At 39.7% G+C, this 24,201-nt stretch carries 20 protein-coding genes; 9 read left to right on the forward strand and 11 right to left on the reverse strand.

Going from position 1 to position 24,201, the window contains the following annotated elements:
* Positions 1–9: 9 nt before the first annotated feature.
* On the reverse strand, positions 10–1,446 hold the full coding sequence (locus HQQ94_RS21320; protein ID WP_173296301.1) for a PLP-dependent aminotransferase family protein: 1,437 nt from the start codon (positions 1,444–1,446) through the stop codon (positions 10–12).
* Between the two features lie 120 nt (positions 1,447–1,566).
* Between HQQ94_RS21320 and HQQ94_RS21325 the strand changes: the two genes are divergently transcribed.
* Positions 1,567–2,085, forward strand: a complete 519-nt coding sequence (locus tag HQQ94_RS21325; RefSeq protein WP_173296302.1) for a GNAT family N-acetyltransferase — start codon at positions 1,567–1,569, stop codon at positions 2,083–2,085.
* A 499-nt stretch (positions 2,086–2,584) separates the two neighbouring features.
* Here the strand turns inward: HQQ94_RS21325 and HQQ94_RS21330 are convergent, their stop codons facing one another.
* Together HQQ94_RS21330 and HQQ94_RS21335 are read right to left on the reverse strand one after the other, a co-directional pair.
* Positions 2,585–3,559 carry a chemotaxis protein gene (locus tag HQQ94_RS21330; protein WP_173296303.1) on the reverse strand — a complete coding sequence of 325 codons (975 nt, stop codon included), beginning with the start codon at positions 3,557–3,559 and terminating at the stop codon, positions 2,585–2,587.
* A gap of 367 nt (positions 3,560–3,926) precedes the next feature.
* Positions 3,927–4,400, reverse strand: a complete 474-nt coding sequence (locus tag HQQ94_RS21335) for a hypothetical protein (protein ID WP_254304120.1) — start codon at positions 4,398–4,400, stop codon at positions 3,927–3,929.
* A gap of 226 nt (positions 4,401–4,626) precedes the next feature.
* On the opposite strand from HQQ94_RS21335, the gene ubiD reads away from it, so the two are divergent.
* From ubiD to HQQ94_RS21350, 3 genes are all read left to right on the forward strand, one after another.
* Complete coding sequence (gene ubiD / locus HQQ94_RS21340) at positions 4,627–6,108, forward strand: 4-hydroxy-3-polyprenylbenzoate decarboxylase (RefSeq protein ID WP_173296304.1); 1,482 nt, start codon at positions 4,627–4,629, stop codon at positions 6,106–6,108.
* 56 nt (positions 6,109–6,164) lie between these two features.
* Complete coding sequence (fre, locus tag HQQ94_RS21345) at positions 6,165–6,875, forward strand: NAD(P)H-flavin reductase (protein WP_173296305.1); 711 nt, start codon at positions 6,165–6,167, stop codon at positions 6,873–6,875.
* A gap of 211 nt (positions 6,876–7,086) precedes the next feature.
* Positions 7,087–7,677, forward strand: a complete 591-nt coding sequence (locus tag HQQ94_RS21350) for a GNAT family N-acetyltransferase (RefSeq protein ID WP_173296306.1) — start codon at positions 7,087–7,089, stop codon at positions 7,675–7,677.
* A gap of 5 nt (positions 7,678–7,682) precedes the next feature.
* Here HQQ94_RS21350 and HQQ94_RS21355 read toward each other — a convergent pair whose 3' ends face one another.
* The 6 genes from HQQ94_RS21355 to HQQ94_RS21380 form a co-directional block, all read right to left on the reverse strand.
* The gene (locus HQQ94_RS21355) at positions 7,683–12,008 is read right to left on the reverse strand and encodes a PAS domain S-box protein (RefSeq protein WP_173296307.1); all 4,326 of its coding nucleotides are present in this window, start codon (positions 12,006–12,008) and stop codon (positions 7,683–7,685) included.
* A 130-nt stretch (positions 12,009–12,138) separates the two neighbouring features.
* Complete coding sequence (locus HQQ94_RS21360; RefSeq protein ID WP_173296308.1) at positions 12,139–12,528, reverse strand: hypothetical protein; 390 nt, start codon at positions 12,526–12,528, stop codon at positions 12,139–12,141.
* A 172-nt stretch (positions 12,529–12,700) separates the two neighbouring features.
* Positions 12,701–13,819, reverse strand: coding sequence for a response regulator (locus tag HQQ94_RS21365; RefSeq protein WP_254304121.1), 1,119 nt, complete (start codon positions 13,817–13,819; stop codon positions 12,701–12,703).
* Positions 13,820–13,939: 120 nt separating this feature from the next.
* Positions 13,940–14,311 carry an Hpt domain-containing protein gene (locus tag HQQ94_RS21370; RefSeq protein WP_173296309.1) on the reverse strand — a complete coding sequence of 124 codons (372 nt, stop codon included), beginning with the start codon at positions 14,309–14,311 and terminating at the stop codon, positions 13,940–13,942.
* Positions 14,304–14,729 (reverse strand): response regulator, encoded by a 426-nt coding sequence (locus HQQ94_RS21375; protein WP_309247265.1) that lies wholly within the window; start codon positions 14,727–14,729, stop codon positions 14,304–14,306. Before HQQ94_RS21375 ends, HQQ94_RS21370 begins: the two co-directional genes overlap by 8 nt.
* Positions 14,730–15,115: 386 nt before the next feature.
* Positions 15,116–15,823 carry a hypothetical protein gene (locus HQQ94_RS21380; RefSeq protein WP_173296310.1) on the reverse strand — a complete coding sequence of 236 codons (708 nt, stop codon included), beginning with the start codon at positions 15,821–15,823 and terminating at the stop codon, positions 15,116–15,118.
* Positions 15,824–16,244: 421 nt separating this feature from the next.
* Here HQQ94_RS21380 and HQQ94_RS21385 point away from each other — a divergent pair, with 421 nt between their 5' ends.
* The gene (locus tag HQQ94_RS21385) at positions 16,245–16,763 is read left to right on the forward strand and encodes a DUF2780 domain-containing protein (protein WP_173296311.1); all 519 of its coding nucleotides are present in this window, start codon (positions 16,245–16,247) and stop codon (positions 16,761–16,763) included.
* 126 nt (positions 16,764–16,889) lie between these two features.
* Positions 16,890–17,339 (forward strand): TerB family tellurite resistance protein, encoded by a 450-nt coding sequence (locus tag HQQ94_RS21390; protein WP_173296312.1) that lies wholly within the window; start codon positions 16,890–16,892, stop codon positions 17,337–17,339.
* 48 nt (positions 17,340–17,387) lie between these two features.
* On the opposite strand, the gene yjeH is transcribed toward HQQ94_RS21390, so the two are convergent.
* The gene (yjeH, locus tag HQQ94_RS21395) at positions 17,388–18,647 is read right to left on the reverse strand and encodes an L-methionine/branched-chain amino acid transporter (RefSeq protein WP_173296313.1); all 1,260 of its coding nucleotides are present in this window, start codon (positions 18,645–18,647) and stop codon (positions 17,388–17,390) included.
* A 279-nt stretch (positions 18,648–18,926) separates the two neighbouring features.
* Here yjeH and HQQ94_RS21400 point away from each other — a divergent pair, with 279 nt between their 5' ends.
* From HQQ94_RS21400 to menC, 3 genes are all read left to right on the forward strand, one after another.
* Positions 18,927–19,346 carry an Lrp/AsnC family transcriptional regulator gene (locus HQQ94_RS21400; RefSeq protein ID WP_173296314.1) on the forward strand — a complete coding sequence of 140 codons (420 nt, stop codon included), beginning with the start codon at positions 18,927–18,929 and terminating at the stop codon, positions 19,344–19,346.
* A gap of 198 nt (positions 19,347–19,544) precedes the next feature.
* Positions 19,545–21,254 carry a 2-succinyl-5-enolpyruvyl-6-hydroxy-3-cyclohexene-1-carboxylic-acid synthase gene (menD, locus tag HQQ94_RS21405; protein ID WP_173296315.1) on the forward strand — a complete coding sequence of 570 codons (1,710 nt, stop codon included), beginning with the start codon at positions 19,545–19,547 and terminating at the stop codon, positions 21,252–21,254.
* A 263-nt stretch (positions 21,255–21,517) separates the two neighbouring features.
* The gene (menC, locus tag HQQ94_RS21410; protein ID WP_173296316.1) at positions 21,518–22,570 is read left to right on the forward strand and encodes an o-succinylbenzoate synthase; all 1,053 of its coding nucleotides are present in this window, start codon (positions 21,518–21,520) and stop codon (positions 22,568–22,570) included.
* 712 nt (positions 22,571–23,282) lie between these two features.
* On the opposite strand, the gene HQQ94_RS21415 is transcribed toward menC, so the two are convergent.
* On the reverse strand, positions 23,283–24,194 hold the full coding sequence (locus HQQ94_RS21415) for an exopolyphosphatase (RefSeq protein ID WP_173296317.1): 912 nt from the start codon (positions 24,192–24,194) through the stop codon (positions 23,283–23,285).
* Positions 24,195–24,201: the final 7 nt, after the last annotated feature.

A 24,201-nucleotide genomic window follows, 5' to 3' on the forward strand; every position in this document is an offset into this window, starting at 1 on the left:
GCACAATAGTTAATGCTTATTTTCCATTAGGTAAGCATTAATCACCTCAGCCAATCGTAAAATGCCCTGCTCCATTTTTTCATCCCAAGGCAGGGCAAAGGTGATCCGGAAATAACTATCATAACGCTTGTCAAAAGAAAACATGGCTCCAGGTGCAATTGATACCTTTTCTTTTATAACGTAACCCCATAAATTTTCACTCGAATAGCTAGCTGGCAATTTACACCAGATGCTGGGCCCACCCGATGGCTGGCTCATATAAATTGCATCAGCGAGCACTGTCTTCATTAAATTTTTCATTTTAAGGTAATTAACGCTCATCAGAGCTCTCAGCTTACCCACTAAGGTGTGGTATTCACCCGATGACATTACATTTGTCACCATATATTGCAATGCAATATTTGGCTCCTCTGCCATCGTTTGCTTGGCAAACTGACATGATAAAAAGGTATTAATACACAATAAATAACCTAAGCTGATTGCTGGCGAAATGGTGTCAAAGAAGTCAGCTATGCTAATCACTTTACAAGGCTGAGCCTGAGTGACTAAACTAGCAATGGTTACTGGGCGAGAGGGCCCAAAAGAAAGTTCTCCACGATCATATTCAATTAAGGTAACATCATGCTCATTCGCCCACTCAATCAAAGATTGTTTATCTTCAACTGATAATACACGCCCAGTAGGATCGGCAAAGTTAGGATTGACTAAATAAGTGTCAAAACACTGAATTTTATGTGCCTTAGTAAGCAATACTAACTCATCAGTATAATTTTCCTGCATGGGCACTTCAATCACATCACTATTTAATTGTGTTAACACGGTTTGAAAGAAAAATGATACCGGAGACTCTACAGCGACTGTTTTCCCTATGGTTTTAGCCGCGGCTAATGCCAATAATAGTCCTTCTTTCCTACCATTAGTCACCAATACCTGATCTTTAGAAAATACTTGGCCTGAACGCAATAAGTGACGACAGATTTCATGCCTAAGCTCTACAATCCCTTCGATAGGTGTTTGCATCATCAGTTTATAGGGACGCTGTCTAATCACTTGTTTATGTAAGCGGTTAAGCAATAGCTCTTGATTGATAACCGTGCTGGGAGCCGTACATGATAAAGCCAGGATATCTGGATCATTAAAGGAATATTGTACCGCATTCGCTAAATCTAACTGGGCATGTACCCGATTAATCTTACGTCCATAATCGGGTTGCTTAGATTCTTTTTTTAAGGCGACAAAATAACCTTTTTTAGGCTCGGAGTAGATCCACCCTTGTTTTTCAAGCTCAATATAAGCTTGACTCACTGTCGATACGCCAACCCCTTTATTTTTAGCGTAACACCGCAATGAAGTGAGTTTATGGCGACCCGTTTTATCTGAAAAAATACCAGACTCGATAGCCCGAATCATTTCATCGACAATATTTAGATATTTAAATTCGGCCATACGCTCAAAATCTGTATTGGGTTTTATTAAGTGTAACTGTATCTGTTTTGGTTTTTACACTCAAGATAAACTAAAAAGCAAGACAGTTAGCCAGGCTAACAATAAAAAGAGAGTCCCCTAATGAGCAAGATTATAACCGAGACGCAACGCCTAATTATCCGCGAGTTTAATCTCGATGATGCAAAGGCTGTCTATCACTTTAATGCCCCTACTGAGGTTAATCGCTTCACTGGTGATGCAGGCATGTGTGAAAGCCTGACTGATGCTGAGAATATTATTCGAGATCGCTGGTTAGTAGATTATAAAAAATTCGGCTTTGGTCGCTGGGCAGTGGTACTCAAAGAGAGTAATGAAGTGATTGGTTTCTGCGGTTTTAAGAATGAAAGTCGCATTAATGCCATTGATATTGGCTACCGTTTTCACCCTGAATATTGGGGTACAGGTTATGCGACGGAATCAAACTTAGCTTGCATTGAATATGCGAAAAAGCATATGGAACTTGATCAGGTTTTTGGCGATGCTGTCGATGAAAACATAGCCTCAATCAATGTATTAGTGAAATTAGGTATGCATTATCTCAGCCAATATCAACAAGGGGAATTTACCTTTCATCGATATGAAATATTTTTAAAGTCTTAACCCCTTACATGCATAGTTAGTAAAACAGAATGGAATGGATTGCTTTCTTGTACTAGAAACAAAAAGATTGATATTCAATGAAACAACACTCAATGACAGCGGCATTAAATGATTTAGATTTAGAATAACGATTAGCTTCAATCATCTGCTAGCCACATGGATGTGGCGAATGTCTGTATTGCAGGAGCAAATGCAGCCCTTACTTTCAGTGCTTTGAACTCCCACTGAATGAACAATTATTTAGATGCAATTACTGTTAGGGCTATAGGCCAAAAAGAGACGGGTGAGTATATTGGGGAGCCAAGTCGTTAATCGGCCTGACACTTATACCATGATAGGCAATCACGCCTCAGAGACGGCGTTAAAAAATTATTAACCGTATACCAACATTTTTGTCATTACTTATTATTAAAAGTAAGACGGAAACCATATACGCCCTTGAACTAGACCACTAATAGACATGATAAATACTGTATTTATAGCTACTTATGTATAAATGTTAAAGTACAAAACTATCAATTAAAGACACCATACGGCCTATTTCTGGTTTTGTAATAGTATCATTGGCACCTAGTGCTAATGCCTTGCCTCGATTATCCTCACTCATCAGAGATGAAAACATCACTATCGGTATCACTTTATAAACAGGTATTTCTCTCAGGCGTTTAACCAGATGCAATCCATCCATACGGGGCATCTCAACATCAGAAATCACGCCACTCACCATGTCATCAACTGACGCTCCAGCTTCTGTTGCCAACCTATAAAACTCTTCCATCATTTCTAAGGCATCACCGCCATCTTTAGCCGTAATGATATTGTACCCCGCGGTTCGCAGTGTATTTTCAATCATCTTACGAATAAATGCCGAATCATCAACAATCAATATTGTTTTAGCTTCACGCTTTGCCACCATTTCATCATTAATAAGCACGCTTTTATCTAATGTGACATCGTACTTGTCCATGCTCAATTCAGGATTAATATCGGCAATAATTTTCTCGAAATCCAAAACCATAATCAGATGACCTTCACGGCGTACCACTGCAACAACGCAATCTTGCTCTCCGGCTTCAAGAAATTGGCTGGGAGATTCAACTTGCTCCCATGACACTCGATGAATACTACGAACACTATCGATTAAAAAACCATTAATCATTTTATTAAAATCGGTGACAATGACCACTTTATGAGCCAAATCATCTGCCGTTGGGATCCCAAGCCAACCAGCCAAATCTACCAAAGGAATGAGATTGTCACGTAAGGAGAAAACTCCGACCATATGGGATTGAGCATTAGGATAATCCGACGTATCTGGCACTCTGATCACTTCTCGGACCTTGGCCACATTGATGCCATAATGGCAAACTTTATAGCCACCAGCATCTAATGTCTTATGTAAATGAAACTCGATAATTTCAAGTTCATTCGTTCCGCTTTCAGTAAGAATTTCCGATTTCTTTATTTCACTCATACTCAGTACTCAAATGGGCTCAAAGCTGCTTAAGCTTGAAGGAGAAATACACAACTACTAACTAGTATAGGAAGGGAATGATGCTTTATGCATTATTAGTTAAAAATTTCAGGCAACAAGCAGAAAAATAGCTAACTTATCGCCTCATTTTTATACTTGAAGAGGAACTTAGTTGCGATTACATATGACTAGCTGAAGTATAGAATATCTGAAAGCGGCGAAAACAAGGTTAATATTAGCCACAAAATCCTGCTCTATACTCACAGATCCTCATTTTAAACACATCGAGTCATTCGTCTAGGAGGCAAACGATAACAGCAAATGACCAATACCAGTCAATGTACAAAAATAGCCATCGATATAAATACTACTTTACCTCCCGATAAGTCTCACTGCTCCAATCAAAAATATACTCAATACCTTGCCACTCATAAATAGTCCGTCCGTCTTTTTGACTCACTCTGGTATTGTCAGGGAGTCTCTTAAGACCTTCCGCATATTGAATACTTGTCGTCACTCTTTGCGGTGCAATAATCGGTTTAGATTGCTCAGTTTGATAAGTCACACTATTGTTGCGACGATAATAACGATCAGGATAATTCCCATAGGGGCGGTTCCAATGATTAACCCAGTAAGGACGATAACCATAATGATTAAAGTAAGGAGAACCTCCCCCCACTCCCCAACTATTATTCCAATTAGGTTGCGCCCAAATATGACTGCGCCAATGCAATCTATCATACTCATTCGCACCAGCAGCTAAGCTTAACATTGAAGCAAATAATATGACTACACTGATAAAAAGTTGAACTGCGCTAGATTTACTAAAAAATAACCCCATAATAAACGCCTTTTTAACCTGTATTTAAATCCTATACTACGCCTGTTAACTCATATTCCCAAACCACATCGAATACTCCAAACTCACGCAGATAGGCACGATCTGAAATCATGCAAACAATGCTAATATTTAACCGTTAATAATCTTCATTGCCAGTAGTGAAATATAAGGGCTAAAAATGCTATAGTGCCCGCCATACAACATTTATCAGCAGGATTATTTCCACATGAGTTTTAAGGATTTGCGCAGTTTTATAGACCACCTGGAAAGCAAAGGTGAACTTAAGCGTATTAGCCATCCGGTTGATCCTCATCTGGAAATGACAGAAATTGCCGATCGAGTGTTACGCACACAAGGCCCTGCTCTATTATTTGAAAACCCAGTGGGTAACACAATGCCAGTGTTGGTGAATCTTTTTGGCACTCCAAAGAGAGTGGCGATGGCATTAAGCAAAGAAGATCCTCTTGCATTAAGAGAGGTAGGTGAATTGCTCGCTTTTTTAAAGGAACCAGAACCCCCAAGTGGCTTTAAAGATGCGATGGCTAAAATACCCATGTTCAAACAAGCCTTAAATATGCCGCCCAAGACAGTGCGTAATCCCCCTTGTCAGCAAGTGATAAAAACAGGTAATGATGTCGATCTGACTAAACTACCTATTCAACACTGTTGGCCCGGTGATGTTGCCCCTCTGGTCTCTTGGGGGTTAACCATCACTAAGGGACCACGGCAGAAACGTCAAAACTTAGGTATTTATCGCCAACAACTACTCGGCAAAAACAAACTCATTATGCGGTGGCTTGATCATCGCGGTGGCGCCCTCGACTTTAAAGATTTCAAGGAGCAGTTCCCTGGTGAGCGTTACCCTGTTGTTGTCGCATTAGGCAGCGACCCAGTCACCATTTTAGCCGCCGTAACCCCTGTGCCTGACTCAATGAGTGAATACGCCTTTGCTGGACTCCTTCGTGGCGAACGCACCGAGGTATGCAAAGCACTCAGTTGTGATTTAGAAGTTCCAGCCACCAGCGAAATCATTTTAGAAGGGTATATTGATCCAGAGGAAACGGCCGAAGAAGGGCCTTATGGTGACCACACTGGCTATTATAACGAAACAGACACATTCCCCGTTTTTACTGTAACTCACATTAGCCACAGAAAAGACGCCATCTACCACAGCACATATACAGGACGTCCACCAGACGAGCCTGCTATGTTAGGTATGGCACTAAATGAAGTATTTGTGCCTATTTTACGTAAACAGTACCCTGAAATTATTGATTTTTATCTGCCGCCTGAAGGTTGTTCATACAGGATGGCGGTGATTTCAATACGTAAACAATATCCAGGTCATGCTAAACGCGTAATGATGGGCGCTTGGTCCTTTCTACGTCAATTTATGTATACCAAGTTTATCATTGTGGTTGATGACGACGTCAACTGTCGTGATTGGAATGATGTGATTTGGGCCATCACAACACGTATGGATCCTAAACGCGACACTGTGCTGATAGAAAACACCCCGATTGACTACCTCGATTTTGCTTCACCTGTAGCAGGATTAGGTTCAAAGATGGGCATGGATGCGACCAATAAATGGCAAGGGGAAACCAATCGTGAATGGGGCACCCCGATAGTAATGGATCAAGCGGTTAAGGATAGGGTTGATAAAATCTGGGCTGACTTAGGCATAGATGCTACCCCTACCTTATAATTCTATAAGTAGATATTTATTGAACCTCCACTAGAGAGGGACAAAAAGGATGTTAAATGAACACAATTCGTTGCCAGATAAAGCAAGTCACTCCGTTTAATGATGCGGTATACCAAATCATTTTGAAACCAGAAATAGCGTTCGACTTTAAGGCCGGTCAATACCTTTGTGTTATTATGGGTGACACTGACAAACGTCCGTTTTCTATCGCATCAGCACCTGATTCAGAACACATCGAACTTCATATTGGGGCCGCCGTCAGTGAGAGCTACCCTATGCAAGTCGTAAAGCGTATGCAAGAAAGCTTACAAAATGGAACATCAATAGAAATTGAAGCACCAGGTGGCGATGCACATCTGCGTCATGAAAGTGGACGTGCGCGCTTACTGATTGCAGGCGGCTCTGGTTTCTCTTACATTAAAAGTATTATTGAACACCAGATAGCACTACAGCAAAAGATCCCAACCACACTTTATTGGGGCTGCCGTACTCAAGATGCAATGTATTACGAAACCATTGCTCGTCAATGGCATAACACTTACCCGTGGATGAACTTCGTCCCAGTCATTGAACAAGCCTCTGCTGGATGGGATGGCAAAGAAGCCAATTTACTCGAACAACTCAAATCTGATTTTATCAGTTTAAATGGTTACGATATCTATATCGCTGGACGTTTCGATATGGTCGGCACCGCCCGCGAAGTATTTCGTACCATGGGAGTTGAAGAAGACCACCTTTATGGCGATGCCTTTGCATTTATCAAATAACCTGATGAATACCATGTCATCCATCACACTCAAGGGCTGAGCAACACCGCGACTCGATGACTAACGTGGTGAGTAATATAGGCTTATAAAATAGAGCACCTTACTCATCACCACCGCCTACAATGGTACATACTTATCCCCTATAAAAAATTCTTGTTTGGGAAAAATGTTGTAGCCTAATTAGGGAAAATCAACAATTAAGGTATATCGTATGAAGTGGTTGTCTAATAGCCAACTTACCGGTGATTTTGTGACACTCGAACCATTGAGTGTTAGTCACATCCAAGATTTACAACAAGCTGTGTTAGATGGAGAATCTTGGAAATTATGGTTCGCAAGCGTTCCCTCCCCAGATGCTATGACAGCCTATGTAGATGACGCTATTTTAGCGGCGAAAAATGGCGATATCGCCTTTGCTGTTAGGTGTAACCAAACCAATAACATAGTGGGTACTACTCGGTTTTACAATGTAGATTCAAAACATAAACGTGCAATGCTTGGATATACCTGGTATTCATCATCAGTAAGACGAACCCCCGTCAACACTGAATGTAAACTTCTGTTATTAAGCTATTTATTTGAAAAACACTCAGCAATAGCTGTTGAATTTAGAACACATTTTTTTAATCACAACTCCAGAAAAGCCATTGAAAGACTAGGGGCTAAGCAAGACGGTATTTTACGTAACCACCAAATTTTAAAAGATGGCTCTATTAGAGATACCGTTGTTTATTCGATAATAGCAACAGAATGGCCTACAGTAAGACGACACTTGCAAAGCAAGCTTATTATACCTAACTGATTTTATTATACTTTATCATTTTTAGTTAACTGTGGGGTTGATGCTAGCCACAACTTTAACTTTGAAATAAGTTTATCTGGATCGATAGGCTTAGATAAATAATCATTCATACCAGACTCAATACATTTTTCTTTATCACCTATCATTGCATTCGCGGTCATCGCAATGATAGTTGTATCAATATAATGATCACCCGCTTCACCTAAGCGTATCGCTTTGGTGGTCTGATACCCATCCATTTCAGGCATCTGACAATCCATCAAAATGATGTTGAACACATGCTCACTATTACTGAGTTTTTCTAACGCTTCGACACCGTTAATAGCCAGAGCGGGCGTAATATCAAACTCTTCCAAAATACCTTCAACAACAAGCTGATTAACACGGTTATCTTCAACTAAAAGTATTGAAGCAAGTTGATTCCAGCCCTGTGCCTCTTTTATTCGATGATGCTCATTTTCTTGGGTAAGTCCAATGGGATAATCATGGTTAACTAAAGGATCTACAACACCTAACGTCTCACAAAACTCGACAACTGATAGTGCTTTGAATAAATCTTCGGTAGTCGCTGGCTTAGGAAAATAAGTGTGGAAACCTAAATTGGCAAAGTATTGGGTATCATCTTGTTGTGACATTGACGTCATCATGACGAGTTTGATGTCATTAAAGTGAGGCGATGTTTGTAGCAGCTTACCTAACATTACACCATCCATTGTAGGCATCTGCATATCCAGAAATGCAATATCAAAAAATCGCTTCTCTTGTTGCGAAAACCGAGATCCACAAAGCTTAAGTGCCTGCTTACCACTATCGGCTTCACATACATCAGCTCCCCACAATTCAAGCTGGGCTTTTAGCATTTTTCTGTTTGTAGTGTTGTCATCAACAATTAACACACTAAGGGCACTAATATCGACTTTAGGCAGTACGGGTTCAGAATAATCACTTTTACCTAAGTAAATATAAAAATTAAAACAACTACCTTGATTCAATTCGGTGGTCACATTAATATCACCACCCATTAATTGGCAGAGCTTTTTAGCTATCGCTAATCCTAGACCCGTACCGCCAAATATACGAGTCGTTGAACTATCCGCTTGACTGAACGAATCAAATAAGCTCGATACTTTATCCTGAGGGATCCCTATACCGGTATCGTTAATTGAACACTCAAAGTACCAACTCACATCATCAAAATTGCTTAACTTTGCTTTAATAACAATCTCACCTTGTGAGGTAAATTTAATCGCATTACCAACAAAATTACTCAATACTTGTCTGAGCCTACTAGGATCTCCTTTTACTAAGGTATGTGCGATTCCAGAGAGGTCAAGGATCAACTCCAGCTCTTTTTCTTCAACTTGAATCGCAACTGACTCAGCAAATTCTCCCATCATCTGGCGTACATTAAAATCTAAATTCTCAAGCGCTAACTTTCCAGCATCCACCTTAGAGTAATCTAAGATATCATTAATTAACATCAGCAAAGATCTAGCACTAGATTGGGCTAACGACGCTTTTTTTCTTTGCTCTTCTTTTAGATCACTTTTGAGCAATAAGCTCAGCATGCCTAGTACGCCATTCATTGGTGTTCGAATTTCATGACTCATATTAGCTAAAAATGCCGATTTAGCCTCACTGGCCATATCGGCATTCTTTTTCGCATCCCGCAGCGATGTTTCTAACTCATATTGTTCAGTAATATCGAGATTAATACCTATGACTCTGGTCGCTTTACCGTTTTTATCTCTTTCAATCTGCGCTCCAGCCTGCACATACCTTAAGGTTCCATCGGCTTTTATAATCCTAAAGTGAGGATCGTATTGACCATGACCTTCCACAGCATCTTTCAATTTTTGCTGCGCAAATGCACTGTCATCAGGATGAATACGCATCAACCAATGCTCATAATATAAGCCCTCTTCTTTTAAGCTTTCTGGCTGATCGTAAAGCATAAACATACGATCATTCCACACCAATGTACCGTCATCTAAATTCCACGTCCAAATACCCAATTGTGCAACTTCAGCCGCCTTACTTAAGTGATTACTGGCAGTTAACAATGCCTCCTGTTGTTGCAAGTTTTGCGAAATATCGGTTGCGATCCCTAAGTAACCAATTAGCACACCGTCACTGTCACGCATTGCCGTGACAGACAAGGACACTTGGCACTGAGAGCCATCTTTACGAATATAGATCCAATTTCTCGTCTCTGGCCCCTCGGTTCTCGCTTTATACACAAAAGTATCGAACTCTTGGATAACAAAACCATATTCGGCCGTTAACTCTGCCGCTCGCTCCTCGACTTCTTGCGCTTCGTGTAAAGGTGCGGGACTTGATTTACCAACCATCTCACTTGCTGCATAACCCAGTAAGTTCTCAGCACCACGATTAAAGATAGTGATCAGTCCATTTTCATCTGTCGCTATTATCGATATTTCGGTGGCAGCATCAAAAAGGTTACTTAATAGAGCGCCAAGTTCATTCTTGGCAATTTGCGCCAATTTACGATCGGTAATGTCTGTCCTTAATGCGACAAATCGCTCAATAATACCGGTATCACCCAACATAGGACCAATAACAGTATCGAACCACCTAAGCTCTTTATCTTTGTTTTTATTGCATATTTCACCATGCCATGACTGACCAGAATTAATTTTAGTCCACATTTCCTGCCAAAAAACAACATCGTGCTCCCCTGAATTCATCATGGCATGGTTGTGACCAATAAGCTCTTCTTTGCTATAGCCAGTGACACGACAAAAATATTCATTCACATCGAGAATAACGCCATTAACGTCAGTCACAGAATACAGTAACTGCTCATTGATAGACTCAAGTAGGGCGTTATTTTCTGACAAGGCTTGTTGCAGCGCTCGGGTACGATCGGTAATTTTACGTTCTAGGCTCTCATTTAACTTTACAATCCGTAGCTGTGCATCTTGCTGATCTGTGATGTCGCGAATAGTCTGGCTTAAGCCAACAATCGCCCCATGATCGTTATAAATTGCCAACATGGTGGTTGAAGTCGATAGCTCAATACCCATTTTATCTTGATGACGTGACACCTGATTTAATAACACCTCTCCAGTCAACACTTTAGCCAACCAAGCTTCTTCTTCCGCGACCTCACTTGGCGGTACAATCAACTCGATGCCACGCCGACCTATGACCTCGGATTCTGCGTAACCAAACAGCGACTTAGCGCCTTGATTCCAACTCGTAATATAACCCGTAAGATCGTAGCTGATTATCCCATCTAAAGAATGTTCCAGCATATTTGCACGCCTTGTTTGATCAGCTAACACCTGTTTTTTACGTTGTAAACCTAAAGACAAAACCACAACCAAAATAGCCAGTAAAAAGCTAAACATGCACCCGAAAAACAACACGACACTCGGCTTGAGTAAATGGAGGTTAGCCATAAATTCAGGATAAGCCATCACTTCAATCTGCCACTTTCGACCGAAAATATCTCTACTCACTTGATGTTTAAACTGCGTTAGCTGCCTTGCATCATCTAGGTGTGTTTCAAAAAAATGAATCGCTTGTGCTGAGTTAGTCACATCACTGAGGATCAATTTAGTGGATGTTTGGTTAATCGCTAAACCTGCTAATACTTGATCAATCACTAAAGGCGCATAACTCCAACCAAATCCAGCAGCGTCACGTTCATCAAGAGTTTTAGCTACATCATCAGTGCGATAAATAGGCAGTAAAATAAGGAAAGACTGCAAAGGATTACCCGTTGCCTGCACTAAGGTAATAGGGGCTGATAATCTAACTTCACCTGACAATAATGCTGAGCTTGCCGCTTCTTGACGACGGGATTCTGACGCTATATCCAAACCAACAGCCGCCCTGTTGAGCTCAACAGGCTCAATATATTCAATAATGTACTTTTCATCATAATCATGAGAATTAAGACCACGGATCTGAAAATTAGGCCAGTTATCTTGGCGTACCTTAGCTAAAAATACAGCTTCATTAGATCGAGAAACTCGTCGAATAAAGCCAAATCCAAGCGCGCCAGGAAATTCAACATCAATATCGCGTGTTAGACTGTAACGGTAAAACATATCTCGAGTGATCATGTCCTCACCAGCAGCAGAGATCATGCCGCGCACACCACGAAGTCCATACTGATATAAGGTAAAGCGATTCAATACAATATCACTAATTTCTAATGACTTAGCATGCAATGATTCTTCAATAATGTCAGCATTATTCGTTTGAACGAACCAAGCAGATATGGAGCTTAAAGTAAGCCCCACAAGGAAAATAAAACAGCCCAATTTAGAAGCATTTTGATAAGAATGAGACAGATGCATTAGCACCTACTAATTAAGAATCAGTGAGTTAATAGTCTGGACCAGTCCTGACTGTTTTTCCACCTAAATTGTACAAATAAGCTCAGCGGTAATACCATCACTCATTAAAAATTAATGGTGGTAAATCATCCTATAAACGAAATGCAGGAGAAGTATTCTGCCCATTAATATTTTTATGTCCAGCAGCAATAATACTGCCATCTAGGTGTAAAATATTAAATACTTCCCAAGATGACGTATTACGATCGCCAGGTTGAGCCACCTCTCCTAATGGGCATCGTGAGTTAACGGATTGATATTGAGCGTTTGACACATTAAAATAATTGAAATAAGCACCATCAGAGTAAGTATATCGCCCCCATGACCCTTCTACTGTCACGTAATTATTCGATCTATCCACCAACCAATCCCAATCACTACCATCAGGTACAGCGCAATAAACATAAGTGGTATCAGCATGCGCTACAATGCTATTCACAAGCCCTAAAAATAAAATAAACGCTCTTAATATGTGAATCATGTTTCAACTTACCCTTAATTGTTATAATTTTAATTCGACACTATAGAAGGTAACCAAAAAAATGATCTAGATCAATGATTTGCTGAATTAAAAATGTTATGGGTATAAAGTTAATTAACAAGTAATTGAGTACGTCACATCATCTTATTTATCGTTATGAATGCTAACAGAGCTAATTGAGAATTTTATTAATGGTTCCGAGTATCTCTTTTTTAGTTGAGGGTTTTATAATATAGCCTTTTATTCCTTGAGCGACCCAATTTTTAATTAACTTCATATTTTTGTTACCTGTTAATGCAATGATAGGCGGTGATGTACTATCACAAACAGATTTAATCTGCATCGTCGTATGAATACCATCTAATTTAGGCATAAATAGGTCCATTAATATCAGTGAATAATCGTTACTTTTTATTTTATGTAGTGCATGTAGACCGTCATCTGCAAAATCAACATGATAGTGCTCTTTTTCTAATATTTTAATCAACATGTTTCGATATAGCTCATTATCATCAACGACCAAAATTCTTTTAGCATTACGTTGCTCTATATCATCAATAAGTGGAGATGTTAACTTATCTTTGCTAATCAAATTTTTACTAGACTTACCCGAGATTGTTACGTCTACATTATTTTCAACATCCTCTTCAAATTCATCTACTGAAGGCACTATATGCTGCTGATTAATGGTATTGAAGTCTTGTTTAATTATAACATCGCTTGCAATCTCCATATGATTAGATGGGTTTAGATCATGATGATATTTTTTAACTGAGTTTAAAAAAGACTTTTTAATATTTCGGCTATTATCTATCAGTTCAGTAAGGTCTTTAGCAATTTTTTCCAATTTATCCTGTTGAAATACTCTCTCAACGCTGGAATTTTGACTAATGAATAAACTATTATGCACTATGATTTTTAGACGTAATTTTTCATACAATGGTTGATAGACAAAATAATTATCGAATACTCCTTTGATACAACAATGAAAAGCGACATTTAAATCACAGTTTTTACACAAGAGTACGCTTTGATGAGGATAGTCTAAGTGCTGATCTTGAATGAATGCCGTGTACAATTCAATACTTTTTTGTGCTGTACTGAGCGCAAACAGTATGACTAAAGGTTTAACCTCTTGTATTTTAGTATAAATACTATCGGTTAATAAAAATTTTTGATAGTCTTCAATCTGCTCAGCAATGATCTCTGAAGCCCCTAAAATATCATCTTCATTCTCGTATATCATGATGACTTTTGAATGACTGCTGCTCAAACTGGCTTTTGACGACATTGAGAATAGTTCCTTTATTGCAGTCTTTCTTAAATATTAGAGCTGTATGTATAAATAAGCGAGTTCAAAACCACAAAATATTACTGATATAACATTTTGATGTATATTTGCTGTTATGGATTAAAAATCACATTTCCCACCTGATTCACCGTACAGTGTAACTTCTTCACGTACCAAAATTAATGCCTTCTCTATATTTTCAATCAATGTACTGCATTGCAATTTATTTTTTATCTCGGCCGACTTTTCAAGTAATACTAATAGGTGCACAGACTGCTCAGCACCTACTGCCGCAGCAGATGTTTTTAAAAAATGTGCTTGTTCTTTTATTTCAGCAAATGCTTCATCATGATAAAAAACAATAATTTTTTTTAATGATTCCGTAGCTTGCTCTAAAAAATGAGTTTGAAACTTATGGATCATAACTGAATCATCTCCAATCAGATCCAACATGGTATGTCTATTTAATATTTTTAAATTTGAATCAGTCATCCACATGCCACTTATCGATGATGTCCTTTAAGTCTTTTAATAAAATAGGCTTATTAACAAAATCATCTATTCCCGTTGATAAACCGTAATCCACATCTTCAGTCATTGCAGCACCTGTTATAGCCACAATAGGTGTCGTTCTTTTGTTATATAATTTTTCTAAGTAACGAATTTTTTTGGTCATTTCATAGCCGTTAAGGTTAGGCATATTACAGTCAGTGAAAATAATTTTGTAATCGGCATTCTCCCAATGTTTTATACCATCAATACCATCTAGAGCCAGATCACATTGATAGCCTAATATAGACAGCTGTTCAAGGATTAGCTCTTGATATAAAAGGTTATCTTCTACAACTAAAACATCAGCTTTCATCGATGTTGTTGCTGTTATGTCTGACTCTATTTTGTCATTAATCACATCTCGCACTCCTCATTGTGACATAAGTATCCTTACCGATGTGATAAACAGCATACATATTATAGCGTACGATTTATCACAAAGAAGGCACGTAATGGATTGAATAGTTAGTTTATTAGGGTTCACTACTGTTCTTGAGCATATCGGTAAGAATAGCAGTTTTTTGCTATTTAGCTTGGCCATCAAAACTGATACGAAATTCACATCATTGGGTATCTATTTCTAGCAGATAATTTGCAGGGTATGGAAATATCATCATGAGTTAAGTCGTTTTAATCATAAAATTAAATAAGGGGGCATTGCCAGACACAAGTACCGCCCTAATAGAACAACAATCGCTGAGTAAGCACCCTAGAGAAAATCATACTCAGCAACCTATTCTGAAGCTAATCAGTCGATTTAGAGCCTGCAATCATATAGATTCGAAACAGAGCGATGTTAACAAACAACCCTAGAAACGCCACGAGCACTTCAACCATTAACTGTAGCGGGAAACCTACTGCTTGAGCTAAAGTTGAAAGTGATCCTCCTATCAGAGAGATGGGGATGTATAACATCAACACCATTAATGTTTTAAAAGCAATGGGTCCACTGAGTTTAAAACTCCCTTTGATCGCCTCTAAAGGAGTCAGTCGCTCAACGACAACCATGAAATTCACATAGGTAAGCCTAGCAAAGACATAGATGCTCATCGTCAGTCCAACCAACCATAAGGGACCAAATGCGGCAAATAGCATCACTGGAGCAAGGATCATCAAACCAGAAAGAACACCTGCGAGCAATAACCCTGGTACAAAGTTCAGACTAGTTTTAAGGATTAAAGCAGTATTGGCTTCATGGCCCTGTGAACGTAGTTCAAGAAAAATCGTTAATGTTGCAATGAGAAATGAAAATACCAATAAAAGTGCCATAACAGCTACCATATGGAGGCCACTGAATTGTGGATTCTCCATATCAATATTCATCATTTCCATTCCCAGCCACAGCTGAATGCTCACTTGAATGAACAATATTGGAATAGTAAGAGCTGCTAACTGACTAATATGATTGCGAAAGAAGTTATAAGCTTCGCTAAATATCGCGGACAATGACATGCAAATTTCCAGTAGATAAAAGTAAATATATTAATAGAGGAATAGGATACCCAAAAATCAGTTTTTTTGCACAGCTCAATTATCGATAGCTTAGTAATCGTTATCTAGGGTCTATTTATCTTTCGAGCTTGAATTTTGCTCAATCTCAATGGATTAAGTAAAAAGCCCGCAACACAGCAATAAATCCATTGAGATGAGCGCTAGTACAAGGTTCGCTGACCCTTTCTACTATGCTGTCACTTCTGTAAAATAACTGACTACACAAATCCTGCCTTGTATAAAAAATCAACACCCCCTTGCAAAAACAACCATGAAAGATCAACATACCCTAGTATCAAGAGTAAATAATGCTCCTTTGCTTATATTAAAAAAGCTAGAATAGTAGTGTAAATTCGATTTATACATTATAGGAATGACAAATATGAAACGAGTCACAACGTTTAGTTTACTGATAAGCTGCAGCCTACTAACAATACCCGCTACTGCAAGTTGGTTTGATGATCTCTTTGCCAAAGAGGAGGTGAAGCCTGCTGTAACACAACCCCAAGACACCGATCTTGTCAGTAATATAATGTCTCAACTCGGACTAAGCCAATCTCAAGCAGAAGGCGGACTAGGCAGCCTATTAACTTTGGCTAAATCGTCATTAGATGGGGGGGACTTCAGCTCTATTTCCACTGCTATTCCTAATGTCGATGAATTACTCTCTGCAACACCTGAAATAGACAATAAGTCTGGTTTATCAGGCATACTTTCACAAACTGGCGACCTTGGTGCATCATTGCAAGGTGGAGCGCAAGTGTATGATGCGTTCGCAAAATTGGGAATATCCAAAGAACTCGCTGCCCCGATGATAAATATAGTAAAAGGTTATTTAGATACTAATGCAGGTGATGGGACAAGTGACCTATTAATGAAAGGCTTAAGTGCCATTCTTTAATCAATTGATTCAACATTATCATTCATCTTATCTTTTTATTAATGAAGATAAGATGAACTCATCCGCTCTCCTAGACTCTAATAATCTAAACTTATTTAATCTAATGACTTATTGGTGGATCTGTTAATGATCGCAAAATTGAAACAATTTTTAACTTCACACTCCCAAGCTTTGACGCCAGAAGAGCAAGAACATAACCTCAACTTAGCCGCTGTGAGCCTATTACTTGAGGTTGTTTTTGCTGATGAAACACTCTCAAAAGAAGAACAAGTATTATTGCCCTCTATATTAACCTCTACATTGCGCTTGGCGCCTTCTGAAGCTGAAGATCTCATCGAAGAAGCAACCAAAAGACAAGCAAGTTCAACTTCACTGTATGAATTTACTAACGAAATTAATCAACGATTTAATGTTCAACAAAAACAAAAACTCATCTTATCGATGTGGAAGCTCGCCTACTCTGATGGTCACCTATGTCGATATGAAGATCAAATTATTCGCCGTACAGCTGAACTCCTCTACCTTAAGCACAGTGAGTTGATTCAAATGCGCAACCTTGCTATTGAGAAAGATTAGTACAAGCCCACTCATCAACAATCAAAAACCAAGCTGAAGATATTTGCACTATCCTCTAATACATTGAATGCGCATTAAATGGACTTTCTGCCACCACAAAAATGGATATAAGCCAGCAGTTAACAACAAGGCATAAACCATATTCAGTCCAAGTGCACTCGCCAGCAACAGACACAGCCCAGCACTTAAGCACACCAAAGGAAGAAAACGTCGACTCAGCAATTTAACTGCCGCGAACATAGAAGCCAGATAAATAATCACAAATACACCATTACTCCAAGCAATCAGCTGTGCTAATTCCTGTTCGCTCACATAGGCCAATACAATCACCACAGCCATTATGCTCAAAATAGCATTTAAAGCCCTAACTGGTACTTTATATTGATTAAGATGAGTAAAATATTTTGGTAATACCCCTTCTGTACTCAAACTCCACACCAAACGAGACAAACTCGCCGTATAGACATTAACAGTAGCTAGCCCACTCGCAATACCGAGAACACCGACCACTTGAGCGCCGTAACCACCAAATAGTACATCAAACACACCCACCATCGCGACATTGGCAGTACTTGGCAGCATGAGTAAGAGGAAGGTACAAGCAAGATAAACGAAACCAACCAAAACAGTGCCTATCATCATAGCTGGGATCATGTCTTTCTCAGGATGACGAAAATCATTGGCCAGATGCGTCATTGCTTCAACCCCGAGAAAGCTCCAAAAAGCAATGCCTGAAGCGGCCATAATCAAGCTTACATCTGGATTGACATTCATGGAAAATGACTTCATATCAGACAAATTCATGCCTCCAGCACCAAATAATGCAACCACTACAGAGACGATGGCTAATGTCAATGTAAACTGCAATTTCGCAGAAACCTGAATACCTCGAAAATTCAACACACACAAGATACCTAGCAACATCAGCTCCGTTGCAACTTGTGCCCAACCAGAAATAGACACTAATGCATTAACAAATTGAAATGTCATTATGATGGCAACAGGTGCCCCCACTGGCACCACAAGTAAGAAGAGCAAGCCTATCGTTCGACCTAACGTTTGTCCAAATGCTTTTTCCACGAAGTAAGCAGGTCCAGCGGCATGGGGATAAAGACTTGCCAAACGACCAAAAACCAGAGTGACAGGAATAATAGCCAAAGTCAGTATTAGCCACGCAATTAATGCCCCACTTCCAGCAACTTCTATGGTCATCTGTGGCAAAATAAATACTCCAGTCCCTAGTAAGGTTGTTGCCATTAACCCTGCACCTTGCCAGCGACCTATTGTTCCCTTACTACTTGAATTCATTTCACGTTCCTTAATGACTAAAACAACGACTGACAGCAATACACAAAATAAATGTTGCCACTATCATTGAGTACCATAAGTTTGTAGTCATACCTTGATATTGATAAGCTCAGTATAAGCGTTTACATAGCTGCAAACTGACGTCATCAACAGACAAACATACTGCTTACGCTGCCATAATATTGGCTTTAACCTCTTTTGCCGACAAAATGGCGGTGAGTGCACACAAGCTTACATAAATAACTCGCTATCTATTTTTGAACTATGGAAACTAATCACTTGGATAAATTCGATAAAGCCATCATTGGTTGCTTAAGACAGGACGCTCGTCAAAGCGTATCTCACATCGCAGGAACCGTTAATTTGTCACGTTCGGCGGTATCTGAACGAATTAAAAAATTAGAACAACAAGGCATTATTCGTGGTTATCAGGTACTACTGAGCGAATCACAAAAAGAGGGAGTGTCAGCCTATTTCGAAATCCAACATCAACGCCCTAGATGCGCCGATGTCGTGCACGTTTTTCAAGCTATTCCCGAAGTGATCACCTGCCGAGGGATCACTGGCGATATGGATTTACTTGTTTATGTACAAGCTAATTCAATGAAACGACTGCACGAAATACGTGAAAACATTGAGGTTCAAACCGATATTATCAAGATTAAAACCCACGTTGTAATGAGCGAATGGATTGGATAATGATAGCTAAACAATTTTCCTTTAAACTGAATAGGGGTACACTATGTACAAATCATCTCTGGTGTAGTGGCAGAATTCAGTCTGTCGTGCAGTAATAGCGTTCAAGGTCGTTAAGTACTTCTCGTATCTAGTATCCTGCCTCGCTCTACTTCATAACCCCATTTAGTCGTGCATTAACCAAATTTCAGGTAGCTATTCATGCAAACCAACAAAAAAGCCGAATTAAACCTGCTGTGGGGCACGCTCATTTTAGAAGAGCTTTCTCGCTTAGGCGTGCAACATATATGCATGGCGCCAGGATCTCGATCAACTCCGCTAACTTTAGCAGCAGCAAAACAAACTAAATTAAAACAACATCAGCATTTCGATGAGCGTGGCCTTGGTTTTATGGCTCTTGGCCTAGCCAAAGCGAGCCAAACGCCGGTTGCCATTATTACCACTTCAGGGACCGCTGTTGCCAATCTGTATCCGGCAGTGATTGAAGCTTGGTTAACCCGTGTGCCTTTAATTGTGTTATCTGCTGACACACCACCAGAATTGATCGATTGCGGAGCCAATCAGGCTATCACTCAACTAGCGATTTTTGCTCAATATGCAAAACAGATAAACCTACCAACACCCGATGTGAGCATACGCCCAGAAGCATTGCTAACCTTGCTGGACGAAGCTATCAGTAATCAAAACCAGCCAGTTCATATCAACTGCATGTACAGAGAGCCTCTTTACCCCGCAACAATGAGTGCTGATTTTTCTCAGTATCTAAACACCTTAGGTAACTGGCAACACACCAGCAACGCTTACAATCAGTATGGAAAATCGAGCTTAGTGAGTCTTCCGAGTCAAGAGACTATGATGCGCTTTGTTCACGGTAAGGGAGTGATCATTGTCGGTATTCACTCACCACAAGAAAACCCCGAAGCATTAATCACTCTGTCTCAAAAACTAGGTTGGCCATTACTCACTGACGCACAATCTCAGCTCAGGCAACATCCTGGTGTCATTGGTCATATCGACCAATTGCTGCATCAACCGAAAGCCAAAACCCTCTTAATGCAAGCCGAACGCGTCCTCGTTGTAGGAGGTCGTTTACTTTCTAAGCATCTTGTTGATTATCTTGCTGAACATAAATGGAAGAGCTACTGGCAAATATTACCAGAACAAATGAGACTTGATCCCAGTCATAATGCGAAACAAATCTGGCATGCCAGTATTGAAGAATTAACAGCACTTTCATGGCCTCGATCATCAGATGCAAACTGGGCTCTTCAACTGACATTACTCAACGACAGATTAGAAGAACTGTTCGAACAGCAGATAGATAATGCTGAATTTGGCGAAGCCATGATCATTCGTACGATTGCAAAATCACAGAACAAGCAGCAGCAATTGCTTATTGGCAACAGCTTACCTATACGTCTGTACGACATGTTTGCCCCTATCACTACAGAGCAAGGTGCTGTTTTTACTAATCGTGGTGCATCAGGCATCGATGGCCTACTCGCCACCGCTTGCGGTGTTGCTAAACACAAAGGTACGGCTACGACGTTAATTATCGGCGACCTATCTCAACTCCATGATCTAAACTCTTTAGCCATAGCCAGAACAAGTACTAGCCCGTTAGTGATTGTTATTTTAAACAATGATGGCGGCAACATTTTTAATTTACTGCCTATACCTGATGAGAAACTTAGGAATGATTATTATCGTCTCCCTCATGGACTTGAATTCGGTTATGGTGCCGCTATGTTTGGCTTACCCTACAACCGAGTTGAAGATCTAGAAGGGTTCATCGACGCCTATCAAGATGCCATTGGATATCATGGCACTTCTGTTATCGAAGTTATCATAGGACAAGAGCAAGCCAGCAAACAAATTACCCGCGTCGCTAATTGGATTAAACAAAGCTAATGAACACCTATGAACTAACAAGCATCATTACACTAAACTCATGTTAGCGGTAGCTTGTTACGGAAATAGTTCAAACCCAGTACTGGTGATGGTTCATCGTTTTCTCGGCAGTAATAACCACAAATTTTTAGCCTTAGCTGTACATTAGTAGAAACGAGCACAAATCAAGATACACACACGAATAAAACTGGCCACAACGTACACTTGGCTTACCCTAAAAATAACAGCCATAGGCTAATCCAGATATTACCCGAGGAAGCACTTTGAAGATCAATACTATCGAGCTCTATCAATATCAGGTCCCACTAGATAAATCACTCTCAGTAGGGAAGCAAAAAATAGATATTCGTCAAGGTCTTATCCTTAAAATAAATGCGTTAGATGACACCATGCTACCTTGTATTGAACAAGTTGAAATAAGCCCTCTATCGGGTCAAGATATAGAAGATAACCCTATAATAGGGTTTAGCAAGGAAAGCCTAGAACAAGTCATTAATGAAATAGAACAGACCTTGCCGCAGCTTATTGGCCTATCACTGGGCAGCTTGCTCGAATTAAGTCAGCAAACTCAACTCCCCTCTCTCGCTTTTGGATTAAGCTTACTTAATACCAAATTCAGGGGACAGTTAATCGGTCAGCGTATATCTTTAGAAACAATGAGATCTATCCCTCTTATCTATCCAGAGAAACATGAATCTTTGGCTATGATCCAAGAGCGAATTCATTCATTGCCACTAAATACACATTCAATTAAAGTCAACGTGGCTCAAACCTCACTAGAAGAGGACATTCAACTCATTCATGGCATTTTAGCCGTACGCCCAGAGCTCAAACTCAGACTAGCTGCCAATCGAGGTTTCGAGCTAGAACAAGCAATAGAGTTTGCCGCTTGTCTGCCACTGCACGCCATTGAGTATATTGAAGAGCCCTGTATCGATCCCAGAAAGAATCAAAGCTTTTATCATGCCATAGAAATGCCCTGGGCCTTAGACGAAAGCTTAAATGACCCTAATTACCAATTTACTATGCAAGATGGACTGATCGCCTTAATCGTTAACCCTATGCTTTTCGGCAATCTTGAAAAGCTACAGGCTCTACAAGTTCAAGCCCAACATGCTGGTGTTCGGATGATAATCAGCTCAAGTGTAGAGTCCAGCCTAGGCATAGAAGCATTAGCAAGGTTAAGCCAGATAATGACTCCTGATGAACTTCCTATACTGGATACCTTAAGCGCATTCAATACTGATATTTTGATATCTTCGGGCAAAGCTAAGCTGCTTGATTTAGATTCACTGACTTTAATCAAGCGCTATTAATCAGAGAACGCTTGGTTACAACCAATTCAATATTCATACGCTGATTTCTATTCAAAGGATCTCAAACTGTTCAATGCAAAGCAGTACAATATTTGAAAGTCTCCTATAAGTTGGTTTTCAAAGCTCTGCATGCTGTGTTGAATGATTTAGATATACGACTGTATGGATACAGGAGCAAAAATAGTCCTTTCTTTCAGGGCTTTGAATTTCTGTTGAATGAATAACGATTTAATGCAATTGGTATAACAGGGCTCATAATCAGAACATGGTGCGGTGGCTATCATAGAGAAATACCGCAATTTAATTCGTATATACCCAAACTACCTCATAATGCAGGGATCTGCCTGCCGGGAAGTGACAGGGTTCGAGGACGTTAATTGATCCTGTATTACTTTACCTTTTGCCATCAATGGCCTCGTACCTCCTATGTCCATATAGTCGTAATTCAATATTTCATAACGAAGAAATAAGGTGCTTTTTGCCCTGTGACAGTTGCCGTAAAATACCTGCATCGATATCAAGAAGCGAATAGCCATTATCTCAATCGCTGTCTTGCTAAGCTATCCTACCGAGACTCTGAAATGAGCATCTTGAAATAGCTGGGTATAATAGTAAAGAGCAACAATCAAAAAGCAAGGGATTAGGTCTTATCATAGAACGACAAAGCATTCTTTAGACGTCGATCTCAGAAAAATAGTGAAATGATCTACCGCTATCGTTTAGATAACATAACCAGTACGCCTTCTCTCAAGGCTCCACCAGATAAATGTAAGCTATCAATTTCAAGCAAGTCAAATAGAGCAAGTAAAATAGACAATCCAGCAGCAAAAGTGGGAGCTCTCTCTTCGCTAATGCCAAGAATATCAAGCATTGAAGCAGATGATTGAGATAACACTTCTTGTTTTAATTGTTTAAGTACATCCAATGTGATCGTACCTGGCAACTTTCTATTATCAAGGATCTCTGCCACAGATTGTACACTGCCAGAGGCACCCACAACACTATGCCAACCTAATTGCTTAAGTGCACCCAAATGATCGCCCAGCACTGATCTAACTTCAGAGTTGGCATCATCAAAATTTAACTGTTTGAATGGAAAAGAGGCAAAGAACTTATGATTAAAAGTCACACAACCGATGGCTAAGCTATTTTTTAATAAGACAGTATCACCATCACCGATAATAAACTCTGTACTTGCTCCACCAATATCTATCACTAAACGGCGGCCTATTCCTGACGTCGTTGCTACCATACCTTGATAAATAAGCTCAGCTTCACGCATGCCTGAAATAATCTCAATAGGGTAACCTAAAATGGGGATCGCACGCTGACAGAAGTCATCTGCGTTGGTGATATTTCTGAGCGTTGCAGTTGCAATAATAGTAATCTTGTCAGCAGGGATTGCGTGTTTTTTAAGCATATGGCTAAACATGAATAAACAATCCAAGCCACGTAATAACACCTCCTCACTTAAGGAACCATTATATAGGATCCCATCTGCAAGCCTAACCTTACGTTTGTATTTAGCAATAATATGTGGGCGGCCACCAAGCGTCTTAGCAACCAACATATTAAAGCTATTCGATCCTAATGTGATCGCAGCATAAAGAGGTGTTTTAGGCATTAATGAA

It is taken from the genome of Shewanella sp. VB17 (genome assembly GCF_013248905.1).
Taxonomy (GTDB): domain Bacteria; phylum Pseudomonadota; class Gammaproteobacteria; order Enterobacterales; family Shewanellaceae; genus Shewanella.